The 12,120-nt window shown below is 69.6% G+C and carries 10 protein-coding genes; 3 read left to right on the top strand and 7 right to left on the bottom strand.

All coding sequences use genetic code 11. The features are described from left to right. Positions 1 to 43 precede the first annotated feature (43 nt). A complete protein-coding gene (locus KJS59_RS18070) occupies positions 44 to 703 on the top strand; it encodes a hypothetical protein (protein WP_213454096.1) in 660 nt (219 codons plus the stop codon). A 351-nt stretch (positions 704 to 1,054) separates the two neighbouring features. On the opposite strand, the gene KJS59_RS18075 is transcribed toward KJS59_RS18070, so the two are convergent. Beyond that, positions 1,055 to 1,546, bottom strand: coding sequence for a hypothetical protein (locus KJS59_RS18075; RefSeq protein WP_213454097.1), 492 nt, complete (start codon positions 1,544 to 1,546; stop codon positions 1,055 to 1,057). 361 nt (positions 1,547 to 1,907) lie between these two features. Further along, the gene (locus tag KJS59_RS18080; RefSeq protein ID WP_213454098.1) at positions 1,908 to 2,138 is read right to left on the bottom strand and encodes a hypothetical protein; all 231 of its coding nucleotides are present in this window, start codon (positions 2,136 to 2,138) and stop codon (positions 1,908 to 1,910) included. Positions 2,139 to 2,635: 497 nt separating this feature from the next. Between KJS59_RS18080 and KJS59_RS18085 the strand changes: the two genes are divergently transcribed. Then, a complete protein-coding gene (locus KJS59_RS18085; protein WP_249714394.1) occupies positions 2,636 to 3,262 on the top strand; it encodes a zinc-binding dehydrogenase in 627 nt (208 codons plus the stop codon). Between the two features lie 32 nt (positions 3,263 to 3,294). Here KJS59_RS18085 and KJS59_RS18090 read toward each other — a convergent pair whose 3' ends face one another. From KJS59_RS18090 to KJS59_RS18100, 3 genes are all read right to left on the bottom strand, one after another. Continuing rightward, on the bottom strand, positions 3,295 to 4,026 hold the full coding sequence (locus KJS59_RS18090) for a phosphotransferase (protein WP_213454099.1): 732 nt from the start codon (positions 4,024 to 4,026) through the stop codon (positions 3,295 to 3,297). 207 nt (positions 4,027 to 4,233) lie between these two features. Beyond that, entirely contained in the window at positions 4,234 to 4,671 is a 438-nt protein-coding gene (locus KJS59_RS18095; RefSeq protein WP_213454100.1) for a hypothetical protein, read from the bottom strand. Between the two features lie 49 nt (positions 4,672 to 4,720). Continuing rightward, on the bottom strand, positions 4,721 to 5,047 hold the full coding sequence (locus KJS59_RS18100; RefSeq protein WP_213454101.1) for an ArsR/SmtB family transcription factor: 327 nt from the start codon (positions 5,045 to 5,047) through the stop codon (positions 4,721 to 4,723). Positions 5,048 to 5,143: 96 nt separating this feature from the next. Between KJS59_RS18100 and KJS59_RS18105 the strand changes: the two genes are divergently transcribed. After that, positions 5,144 to 6,226, top strand: a complete 1,083-nt coding sequence (locus KJS59_RS18105) for an NADPH:quinone reductase (protein ID WP_213454102.1) — start codon at positions 5,144 to 5,146, stop codon at positions 6,224 to 6,226. Positions 6,227 to 6,847: 621 nt separating this feature from the next. Here KJS59_RS18105 and KJS59_RS18110 read toward each other — a convergent pair. Together KJS59_RS18110 and KJS59_RS18115 are read right to left on the bottom strand one after the other, a co-directional pair. Further along, a complete protein-coding gene (locus KJS59_RS18110; RefSeq protein ID WP_249714380.1) occupies positions 6,848 to 11,179 on the bottom strand; it encodes an ExeM/NucH family extracellular endonuclease in 4,332 nt (1,443 codons plus the stop codon). A 315-nt stretch (positions 11,180 to 11,494) separates the two neighbouring features. After that, positions 11,495 to 12,109: a hypothetical protein gene (locus KJS59_RS18115; protein WP_213454103.1), complete on the bottom strand. Its 615-nt coding sequence runs from the start codon at positions 12,107 to 12,109 to the stop codon at positions 11,495 to 11,497. Positions 12,110 to 12,120: the final 11 nt, after the last annotated feature.

The following is a 12,120-nucleotide window of genomic DNA, read 5'->3' on the forward strand; positions in this document are numbered from 1 at the left end:
AGGATGTCGGGTTCGGACTGGTAGGTCCTGGGTTTCACCTCGGGTGGGCGGGTCCGGTCGATGGCGGGTCTATCACGCCGCGCTACGGGCACTGCTCGACCTCGTCGGCGCCGAACCCCCGGACGTCAACGAGCCCGACGACTGTCTGTTCTGGCGTCATCGTGCCCGGCGGATGATCGGTGAGACCGTCGCACGCCAGGCCAAGCACCCGACCGGTGCTCGCGGCATGCCCATCGAATGGTTCGAACCGCTGATCGCAGCCGCAGTGTACGAGCCGGATCCGAGCTTCAACCGGCAGCTGGTCGAACCCGCCATCGCCGCGTTCGGCCGCCGTCGCGTCCAGGTTGCGCTGCTTGACTATCTCGACACCGATGCCCCCGCCGGCGCGGCACGCGCCTGGTACTGGGCCTCGATAGGAGTCAGGTACCTACCGGGAACGACGACCATGACCCCGGAAAGCGCCGCCGAATACAAGGAAGTCAGTGACCTGCGCGAGCGGTACCGCCTTACCGCGCTACGCCGCTTCCTGGCCGACGATGACCTGGACCTGCACCGATGCATATTGCCAGGCCTCACCCTGGACCCACAGATGTACCCCAGCCAGATGCGCGACCAAGTTGCTCAGGCCGTGCAGATCGCTCGCACCTCAAACGACGACTACCTCCGGCATCGAGTGGAGATCCAGGTCGTGCCCGAGCGATGACTCGCGACCGGTCGACGCGATCCGGATCTGCCGCGAGTCGCGCGGTATCGCCGACTGATCTGCTGAGAACATGAGTCCTGACTGGTGTGGCCGAAGATTCGCATGGATGGGCAGTGCTTCTTCACGCCATCGAAAGCGCAACACGGCACCCCGGACCATGTCGCCGCATTTGGTCCGGGATTACGTCACATCCACCCAACTGACGGCCGCCGGGACTAACTAACAACATCCGCTCATAGCCGCGATCCGCGCGCTGCGCAGGGTTACATGACCGCTCGCGGCTCGCGGTGCGGATCTGGCCGATGTGCGGACGTTCCAGCCGGTTGCCACTCGCGGCAGGACTCTCCCGATTTAGGAGCAAGGACTGGCGTCGAAGTCCTGATGCCCGCGGCCGGATTGGCATTTGAAGGTCCGCTCACCCGAGGCGAACCGGTACCGACCGTCTCGGCCGCGGGTGAACACGACACGGTACCGCTCAGCATCGACTGAGTCGTCTCCGAGATGGGTGATGGTCGCGGTGACGACGGCCTTGTCCTGCTCGGTCTCCTGAAGCATATAGATCTTGGGTCGACCGTCGAACGGGCCGTTGAGGCCCAGCAGTTCCGCCGCGGCTGTGTCCGTTGCTCCCGCCCAGCTCGGGGACGACCGGTCGATCAGATCGTTGAAACCCGGCGCCGAAATCTTGCCGGTCGCCCGGTCGATCGTGATCTCTCCCGACCACCGTTCGCCCGCTGCCGGGCTGATCGAGATCTCCCACGGTGTCGCGCCGGACTGCTGGATCGGGTCGCCGCAGCCAGCGACGAGGGTCAGCAGAATAACGATCAATGTCCCGGTCCGCCGCATCGCAGGAGCCTACCCGCATAAATCGCGTCGACAGCATCGGCAGGGCCCTCAGCGGACGAGTCTGAAGGGGCTTCTCAGCACCCTGCCAAGAGGTCGGGGCCGCTCCGTCTGCAGCTACGGACGGTGCTTCGTGGCTGGGTGCGCTGAGGGGTTCGTCGATGCCCAGACGCGTTGCTCGCCCGGGTCAGGTATCCGCATCCGCAATCCGCGCATCACGTAGCGTGAGGGTGGAGCCTGCCGCTCGCCGACCGGAACTGCCGATGAGCGCGCACCGTACCGCCCAGGCCGCCCCGCTGAACGTAGGACGCACGTACAAAAGGATCCGGTACCCGCACGTGCCGCGTGCCGAGCGCGCCCGTGGTCAGAACGCCCGGGGACGGCCCGCGCGGAAAACATCAAGCCAGTGGCGTATCTGCTCATCGTCGTGCAGGTACGGGCCGTCCTTAGCGTGGCGCAGGTCGATGCCGTATAGCTGAGTCAGCGCCCACCAGACATCCTCGTCTTCCACACCGCCACCATCCGGATCGGTGACCCACCGAGCAGCCCATCGGTCGACCTCGTCGCGCGACTGGCTTCCGTCCAGGAGCGCCAAGAGTCTTGCCTCGACCTGGTCACGACTCGGCGGCGGGTGAGGACTCGAGGACATCCGACAACCTTGCCACATAGATCCACACGGCGTACCACTCCCGGCGCGACCGCGCGCATCTGCCGCAATCCGGGGCGCCAACCCGGCTCTACTGGTAACGCAGCGTGAGCAGCGGAAGGGAGGCCGCTACGTCCCCAGCCGAAGCGGCAGACAGCCCGGGCCTGTGTACGTCTGGCGTACCTGGCTCTGCACTGGAGCCCGTACGCCGACAGGGGGATCCAAACGAGCTTCATCATGGTCGGCGCTCCCGTCGCCGCTGACGGCGTCGAAGTCCGTCAGGCGGCCGGCAGTCGCGACGGCCGCGGCCAGGCTGACGACGCCCGTCCCGTTGACGCCATCGCCGACATCCGGCGTTTTCTGCGCCCAACAGCGGCCCAACACCACACGGACCTGGGCTGTTGGGTGTCTGCCGGCACGAACTTGGGCGGCCGAGGTTGTTGGGCGTGCAGGGCTGTGACCTGCGCCAACACGGCGTTCCTGCCGATCATGCCGGACGGGCCTGTTGGGTCGACGTGCGCGGATGGGGGTCTCGCGTGGTCGGGTTCGGCAACCCGCGCCAGCCCTATGGCGCGCTCGCCGAGAAGACCGTGGCGCCCAAGGGCGCCTACCTGCCGATCCTGGAGGGTGTCGACCCGGCGATCGCCACCGTGCTGGGCACGGCGATCACCGGCATGTCCGTCAAGACCGCCGCTGGATTCGTGCCGGGCGAGACCGTGCTCGTGCAAGGCGCCACCGGGGTCGCGGGGCGACTCGCGGTGAAGGTGGCCCGGCTGCTCGGCGCCGGACGGATCATCGCGACCGGCCGCGACGACGACCAACTGCGTGAGGTACGAACCCTGGGCGCCGATGCGGTGATCAACACTGCCGTACCGGACGAAGCGCTGGCGCAGGTGTATCTCGATGCCAGGGGCGATGGGTACGACGTCGTGCTCGATTACCTCTGGGGCCGACCCACCGAGATCCTGCTGCGATCGCTGGTCCCGCAGTCGTTCGCGTTCCCGAAGCCGACCCGGCTGATCCAGGTCGGCGAGACCGATCTACGGGGCAGCAGGCTCGTCGTGGTGCCCTGACAGGCACGAGCCCCCATTCGTCGAATGCGTTCTCAGACCGCTCGAACTTCGGCGAGTCGCCTGACCGCGTAGTCGTCGTCCCAGCAGACGGCGGCTTCCCAGGCGGCCGACGCTTGAGCGGCGATGTCGTGCGCGCCGTCGTCGAGGCCGGCGGCGTTGTCGGGCAGCACAAGGTCGAGGTCGGGGACGTCGACGTGCGACTCGTCCCAGTCGATCAGCGCGACCTGATTCGCGGTCATGCGGACGTTGCCAGGGTTGGGGTCGCCGTGCACGACGCACGTCTGCCGTCCGGACAATCGCGCCCATGCTGCCCGGCATCGAGCAACGCCCTCCGGGGGCATCGCGCTCAGGTCGATCTTCGTCCCGGTCTCGGCGTGCAGGAGGTCGGTCGACGATCGCCAGCCCGGGCGCTGCGGCCAGCCCTGCGTCAACCGATGCAGCTCGCGGAGCGTGCCGGCCACGCGACGCCAGTCGGCCTGTGTCTCGGGCGGTCCGCCATCCAGATAGGTCATCACCACCAGGCCGTCGACGAAGAGCCGGCCGTCCGTGGTCGGGATCGGCACCGGCACGGTCAGACCCGCCCGGTCGAGGTAAACGAGGAGCTCGGTCTCCCACGCGAGATCAGCGTCGCTCCTGGCACCCAGACGACCGACCGCAAGCTGCCCGTTGACGCGCACGCTCCACACGTCGTTGGCGACTCCGCCAGCGAGCGGTTCGACGCGAGAGACGTCTTCACCCCACTGCCCAAGTGCCGTCCACCCCATTGACCAGATCCTACGGGTCGAGATAACCGTTCTCGGTAGTTCCGGATGTCGATCATTCCAGTGGCTGTTGTCGGTACACGCCAGTCCGCTCGTCGTCGGCGTGCTTCGCCCACCAGCCGGCCAAGGACCGCACACCGTCCCGGCCCGGGCGTGCGGCAGCGCAGCCGCGCCTCACCGAACGCCGAAACCCCGCGCTCCACTAATCCGTCAACCGGTCACCCAGCAGTAGACCCCGCCGTCCGATTGAACGGCCTCGCGAGCCAGCCCTGCCACGCCGACCAGAATGCCGAGTGCGGCATCTGCGTCGATGTCCTCCCCGTTGCGGAGCAGCTCGGCTCGCCATGCCTCTGCAACGTCCCGCAAGCGGGGCAGGTCTGCCTGGATGAGGCGGGCCACCAACTCGTCCGACAGTGCGAACACCGCGCTGCCGTCGTTGACCATGTCCGCCACCATGCGCGGGTCGTCGATCGTCGCCGCATGCTTGCGGAGGCGGCCGGTCAACAGGTTCTCCCAGGTAACGATTGCGTCGTCGGCCTCGAAGAAGGAGCCGGACACGGTCCTCGTGCGTCGCTTCGGGCCTTGGCCGTGGACGGCCTTGGCCTTCTTGTCGTTCGGCGCCCCGAAGAATTCGACGTACTCGCTCACCCGCCCATTGTGGCTTTCCGCACCTACTGCTGACCCGCCTACCTGCCCATCACGGGCTGGCGGGGCCGCGTTCGCGGAGCATGGCCAGCAGTCCGGGGAATCGTTGTTCCACCTCGTCGTAACGCAGCGTGACCAGCCGGCGGATGCCGTCGACGCGCGTGCGGATCAGGCCAGCCTCGCGCAGCACCTTGATGTGGTGCGACAGGGTGGACTTACCGATGGCGATCCCGGTGTTGCCGAGGACGTCGCTGCCGCAGGTCCAGTCGCCGGCGGCGTCGAGCGCCCGCACGAACGTGAGCCGCACCGGGTCGGCGAGCGCACTGAGGACAGCGTCGATCGGCACGGCGTCGATGGCAGGCTCACGCACCTCGGTCACCAGGCAAGCATAGTCATCGCTTGCGGAAAGTTCGACTCACGTCGTACCGTTCGATACGAATCGAACGGTACGACATGGATCGAACATTGGGGGATCATGAAGGCGATCATCTATCGCGACAACGGCGGCCCCGACGTCCTCCGGCTCGTCGAGCGTGACCGGCCCACGCCAGGACCTGGCGCGGTCCGCGTCCGGGTCGCCGTGTCCGGGGTCAACCCGACCGACTGGCAGGCCCGCTCCGGCGTCGGCCACCAGAAGCGGTTCCCCGAGATCACCCCGCACCACGACGGCGCGGGCGTGATCGACGCCGTCGGCGCCGGCGTGGACGCGGGCCGGGTCGGGCAGCGGGTGTGGCTGTTCATGGCCGCCGCCGGCCGGCCCACCGGCACCGCCGCCGAGCTCACCATCGTCCCCGCCGACCAGGCCGTGCCCCTGCCCGACGAGGTCAGCTTCGACGCCGGCGCGTCGCTCGGCGTGCCCGCGCTCACCGCGCACCGCGCACTGACCGTCGCCGAGGATGGCCCGCCCCGCCTGCACCCCGGCGCCCTTGCCGGCCGGACGGTCCTGGCCGCCGGCGGGGCCGGTGCCGTCGGCCACGCGGTCATCCAGCTCGCCCGATGGGCCGGCGCCACCGTGATCACCACGGTCAGCGGCCCGCGGAAGGCGAAGCTGGCCACCGCGGCCGGCGCGCACCACGTGATCAACTACCGCGCGGCGGACCCGGCCGCCGCCATCCGCGCGGTCGCCCCGGACGGCGTCGACATCATCACCGAGGTGGCGCTGGGCGCGAACCTCGCCCTGGACCTCGCCGTACTGCGTACCCGCGGCACCGTCGCGACCTACGCCAACGAGGGCGGCCAGCCGGTCGAGCTCAACGTGGGGCAGAACATGGTGCTGAACACGCGCCTGCAGTTCCTGGTCCTCTACACGGCCGGCCGACAGGCGCGCACCGCCGCCGTCGAGGACGTCACCGCGGCGGTCAGCGACGGCGCCCTGCCGGTCGGCGAGGAGCACGGCCTGCCACTGGTCCGCTTTCCGCTCGACCGCACCGCTGACGCCCACCGGGCCGTGCAGACCGGGACGGTCGGCAAGGTGCTGGTGGACTGCGCGGAGCGGGATTCGACCCTGCCCCGGGCATCGGGACCCGGCTCCGGCCCTTTGTGGACGCCCACGGCGTGAGCAATCGACGGGGCAGCCGCCCGCCCTGCGGCGCTGCCGACCGCTCGCGGCGGAACACGGCAAGCACGCGCCGGTGACCGCCGCGGAAGCTGCCGACGCGTCGGGTCAGCGGCTTGAGGAGCGCTGCACTGAAGCAACACACCCGGTTTCGGTATCCAATATGACCGTTACGCGCACAATGGCGCTCTCCGGGGGTGGGGCACCTTCTGACCACGCGGCGGCCGGATGGACCAATTCGTGCGCGAGAACGGTCTGCGGTGACTCGCATCGCACGGCAGGGGCGAGATGCACCGGCTCCCCGCTGAGGCAACCAAGCCCGAGTAACGCCAGTGCCGCCAAGAACCGGGGGTTTATCGGCGGCCTTCGACCCGACGGGGTGGGCGGCGGCACACTCAGATCGATGACGGGCATAAAGGCAAGCTATCCGACGGCCGCCCGGACCGCTCGTGCCAGCGCGGGCAACCCGATCCAGCATCACTCGACAATCCGTCGGCAACCTCAAGCATGCCGGGCAGCCGCAGCCATGATCGCCAGGGGAATGCCGCCCGAGCTGTGAACGGACCCCTGACGCGCGCCGGTCCGCGGCCGACAGTCGACCGCGGACCGGGATTCACGTACTGGCTAGAGGCGAGCGCACTGCCCCGTCGCCGGACCGTTCACCTTGTTCGTCCGGCTCTCGTTCACCGGAGCCGGGGTGTTGCCCGAGCAGCCCAGCGGACCGCTGATCGTGTTGGCGGCGACCACCACCGGCTGGCTGCCGGAGTTGCCGGTCAGGGTGACCGGACCGCTGATCGTGACCGTGTCGATCCGGACCCCACCGCTGTTCGAGGTGACCGACACCGGGCCGTTCACCTTGCCCTTGGTGATGGTCAGCCCACCGGTCGCGCCGGACACCGTGACCGGGCCGGAGACGGTGACACCGGTCAGGTCGAACAGGACCGGCCGGGTGGCGTTGATCGGACCGTTGATGCTGCCGCCGGTGACCACCAGGGACGCGCCCGCGTTGACCGTGACGGCGCCGGCGACCGCGGCGTTCTCCAGGCAGGTCACGCCCGCGCTGACCACCAGCGGCTTGCTGTACTTGCCGGTGATCGTCGTGGTGCACCGCGGACCGGCCTTGCCGACCGTCGACCGCGGCTGGGTGTCCGCGGTGACCGGCGAGTTCGCGGCGAAGTAGCTCACCAGCATGGTGAGGTCGTTGTCGCCGGTGGTCGCCGAATTCGTGCCCGCACCGAGGGCGGTGAAGTTGTCGCCGCCGGAGGCGAGGAACGAGTTCACCGTGACCCGGTAGGTGCCCGTCGGGCTGATCGGCGTGCCGTCGAGGGTCATGGAGGTGATCCGCGAGCCCTTGGCGGCCTCGGGGTCGTAGGTGTAGGTGAACCCCTTCGAGACGCCGAGCCACAGCACCGGCCGGGACGCGCCGTCCGGCTGCCACTGCTCCTCCAGCGCCTGCTTGATCTGGGCGCCGGTGTAGGTCTTGGTGACCATGTCGTTGGCGAACGGCTGCACGGCGAACGCGTCCGCGTAGGTCACCGTGCCGTCGGTGCCGTACAGCAGGTCGGCCCGCAGGCCACCGGGGTTCATGAACGCGATCTGCGCCCCGCCCCGGCCGGCGTCCCTGGTGCCGGCGAGTTGGACGTCGGCGATGAGGTTGCCGAGCGCCGACTCCGCGCCGCGGTCCTCGTTGCCGCCGGTGTAGGCCCGCTTGATGTCCGCGCTGATCGAACCGAGCTTCTCCTTGCCCAGCTCGGCGGCCTTGGCCTTGGCTGCGGTCACGATGTCGGCCACCGCCGGGTCCTCCGGCGCACCCAGCACGTCGACCAGTTGCGCGTCGGCATCGGTCACCGAGCCCGTGTTCGGGTCGAAGGTGAGCGTCACCTTGCCCAGCCGCTTGCCGTAGTCCTCGGCCTGCACCACCGGACGCAGCTTGTCCGACCCCGGAACCGGGAGCTTGAAGGCGTACGGCTGGTGGGTGTGGCCGCTGAAGATGGCGTCGATCGTGGCGTCGACCCGGGTGAACTTGCCGAAGACCGGGTCCTTGGCCAGCGCGTCGGCGGAGTCGATGTGCTCCGTCGCCGCGCCCTCGTGGGCGAGCAGCACCACCACGTCGGCCTCGCCGTTGGCCGGATCGCCGTCCTTGAGCTGGCCGGCGACCAGGTTGGCCTCGGCCACCGGGTCGTGGAAGGTCAGGCCGGCGATGCCGTCCGGGCTGACCAGCGACGCGGTCTGCTCGGTCACCACGCCGACGAAGCCGACCCGGACCCCACCGATGACGCTGACGGAGTACGCCGGCAGCACCCGGGTGTCACCGCGGTAGACGTTGGCACCCAGGTACGGGAAGGCGGCGCGGTCGGCCACCCGACCGGTGAGGTCGGCGACGCCCTTGTCGAACTCGTGGTTGCCCACCGCCGAGGCGACGAGGCCCATCCTGTTCAGCGCGTCGATCGTCGGGGTGTCGCCGTCGATGGCCGAGATGAACGTGGACGCGCCGATGTTGTCACCGGCCGAGAAGAACGCGGTGTTCGGGTTCTGCGCCCGCAGCTGGCCGACCAGGCCGGCGAGCTGCGCGGCACCGCCGACCGGCTGGGTGCCCACGCTTTCCGGGGACTCCAGCCGCCCGTGGAAGTCGTTGATGCCCAGCAGTTGCAGGTTGACCGGGTTGGCGCGGGTGCTGATACCCACCACGATCGGGTTGTGGTCGCTGGCCCGGTACGGGTTCGGCTCGTAGAAGGCGGCCAGCCCGTCGTACTCGAAGGCGAACGACTCGACCGCGTTGATCTGCCACACGTCGACCCCGGTGACCCGCGACGCCAGCGACGGCGAGGCGAGCGCGTGGTCGAGCGAGCCGGACTCGCCACCGAAGACGTAGGTGGCCTTGCCGGTGTTGTTCAGATCCTTGTACTTGGCCTGGTAGAGGACCTGCATCGGGTCCTCCTGGGTGTACGCGTTGAAGTCACCCAGCAGCAGCACGTCCTCGGTGCCGCTGTCGGCCTTGACCCGGTCGACGAACGCGGCCAGCGCCGTGGCCTGCCGCACCCGGTCGCCGTTCCAGTTGCCCTGACCGTCACCGGTGTCGGCGTTGTCGCCGGTCCCCGTGCCGCTCTTGGACTTGAGGTGGTTGGCCACCACGATGAACGAGGTCGTTCCGGCGGTGAAGGCCTGCGCGATCGGCTCGCGGGCGTTGAACCAGACCGTCTCGTCGTTGACCGACCGCGCCGGCCCCTTGGGCTGGACCTTCGCCGGCTTGAAGATGATCGCCGTGGTGATGAAGTCCTGCTCGGTCGGGCCGGGCAGGTCGGCCGGGCTGCGGACGTAGTCCCACGTCCCCGCGCCGTCCTTGGCGTTGAGCGCGTCGACCAGGCGCTTGAGCGCCTGCTGCGGGTCGCTCGGGTTGAACCGGATCGAGTTCTCGATCTCCTCCAGCGCCACCACGTCGGCGCCCAGCGCGCGGATCGCCGAGACGATCTTCGCTTCCTGCTTGGCCAGCCCGGCCTCGTCGGCGGCGCCGCGGGCGTCGCCACCGAAGTGCACGAAGTAGTTGAGCACGTTGAAGCTGGCCACCCGCACGTCGCCGCCGACGTTCGCCGGCGCCGGGGTGCGCGGGTTGGTGGCCTTGAAGGTGGTCCGGCCCGCCGGCGGGGTGTCCGCGCTGACCGGGGTGGTCGGCTGCAGGCGCCACTCGTCGAAGCCGTACGACAGCACCGACGGCCCGAACGCCTCGACCGTGTCGCCGACCCGCAGCGGGTTCTCCTTGGACAGGTACGGCGGCAGCAGCCCGACGGTGGACAGGTTGGTGGTCTTGCCGTCGTCGACCAGGATCCGGCCGGCCTTGTTCGCGGCGGCCAACTGCTTGGCGGCGTCCGTGCCCGGGCGGGCCAGGTCGGTCGGGTTCGGGGCGACCTTGTCGCCGGCGGCGAGCACCACCTCGCCGTACCGGTTGGTGTTGTACACCTCGGAGACGGTGAACTGGCCGACCGGCGCCACCAGCATCGACTCGACCGACTCGCGGGCGTCGTCGGACAGCGGCAGGCTGATCGGGACCGGGGTCGGCAGGGTCGCGTTGTGCTCGCAGATCTGCACGTCGGTCTTGGCGGCGGTGTTCAGCTCGGTGAGTCCGTTGTACTCGCTCAGCGTGCCGCTGGCCCGCACCCGGTCACCGATCGCGACCGACGGGTGGTTGGCCGTGTTCGTGCCGACGTAGACGAAGATGCCGTCGGAGGCGGTGCCGGCGGCAACCGGACGGTCGCCACCGCTGCCCGCGGTCTGCACGTAGACGCCGTTGTAGCCACCGGTGCGGTGGTCGGCGGTCACCACGCCCTCGACGGTCACCCGGGCACCCGGCAGCGGCGTGGCGTTGCCGGTTCCCTGGACCTGGGCGATGGTGTGGTCGACGGCGACGGTGCACCCGACCGGGGGCGGCGGGTCCTCGCCGTCGCCGCCACCGGCGCCGTTGAGGACGCCGAAGGTGTTCGGCGCCGGCGCCCGCCAGGTCCCGTCGATCTTCTGCAGCGAGAAGCCGACCGGGGTGCTCGCCGTCTCCTCGACGCCGATGTCGACGCCGGCCATCCCGTCGGCCGGGCCGCCGACCGCGGTGAAGGTTCCCTCGTAGGTGAGGAACTCCTGGACGGTGCCGCTGGGCGCGACCAGGGCGACGCCGTCGGGCGACCCGTTCTGGATGCCGTCGGTCGGGTAGGACTCGACGACCACGCCGGCCGCCGGCACGACCCCGCTGAGCGTCCTGGTGTTGTACGCCGCGCCGTTGGCGCCGTTGTAGAGGACGATGCGCCAGCCGGTCAGGTCGAACCCGACCGGGGCTTCGACCTCGATCGCCTCGCCGGTGTCGGCACCGACGTTGTCGTAGTGGATTTCACTGATCGCGGGTGCGGCCGCCGCCGGTTCGGCGAATGCGGCCGTACCGCTGGCGAGAGTGAGCGCGCCTGCGGTCAGCAGCACGCCCGGCACGGTCAGTAACCAACTGCTTCTGTTCCTGTACATAAGCTCCGCCCTCGCGGGAATGGACGTCGGGAGAATACGAGGCTTCGGTGGCCGAGCGGGAGCCGCCAGGTGGACAAAGCTTGATAACTGGACCCGCGGACTTGATCAACTGCGCGGGGCGAGATATGGGGCCAACCCTTGGGCATGGTCACCAAGCTGCTCGACGCGCACCGGGTTGAAGAAGTGGTCGTCGTCCGGACCGTCAAACGCCAACCAGAACGGTGCCGGGCCCGCATTGACCATGGGCCGGATCCGGGGGCGACCAGGCAGCCGTCAGACCAGGCGGATGGTGAGGTCTCCGCCTTCCGGGGGCGCCTGGACCATCAGCGAGGCGCCGCCGGTCTTCGCGTTCGTGGCGAACACCGACACCTGGACGAGGTGGCTCTGGCCGCGGGGCAGTTCCGTCGTGAAGCCGGGGTCGAAGTCGGGGTCCTCGAAGGTCACCAGGCGCCAGTTACCCTCGCCGGGCAGCAGCAGCACGTTGAGGTACTCGCGCTGCCCCGGGCGCAGGTCGATGGGCTGGAACGCGCGCGATCGGGGCACCCCGGCCCAGCGCAACTGCACCGGGTCCACGTCGGCGCGGTGGCTGCCCTCGGTGGTCACCGAGATGACCCGGCCCACGCAGCCCACGGCGGCGCTCTTGCCGTGGTTCTCCACGCCGAGCCGCACCCAGACGACCTCCGTGCCGTCGCTGAGCCGGCCCGTCCGGCGCCACGGCTCGGTGCCCTGGAAGGTGATCGCGATGCACGGCGCGCGGAAGCGCTCGAACCACCCCAGCGCGACCAGCGAGGTGGTGGTGACGACCATGAGCGTGGTGATGTCGCCGACCCAGGCCGAATACGGACCCCAGTCCGGCGGGGCTTGCGCGAGCGTGTGCCACCTCCTCACCCCGCGATGTC

It is taken from the genome of Rhizomonospora bruguierae (genome assembly GCF_018397995.1).
Classification (GTDB): Bacteria; Actinomycetota; Actinomycetes; order Mycobacteriales; family Micromonosporaceae; genus Rhizomonospora; species Rhizomonospora bruguierae.

Excerpts from the sequence above, each read along its gene's own strand:
- KJS59_RS18075 (WP_213454097.1), bottom strand. The coding sequence starts at position 1,546 with ATGCGGCGGACCGGGACATTGATCGTTATTCTGCTGACCCTCGTCGCT.
- KJS59_RS18090 (WP_213454099.1), bottom strand. The coding sequence starts at position 4,026 with ATGGGGTGGACGGCACTTGGGCAGTGGGGTGAAGACGTCTCTCGCGTC.
- KJS59_RS18105 (WP_213454102.1), top strand. The coding sequence starts at position 5,144 with ATGAAGGCGATCATCTATCGCGACAACGGCGGCCCCGACGTCCTCCGG.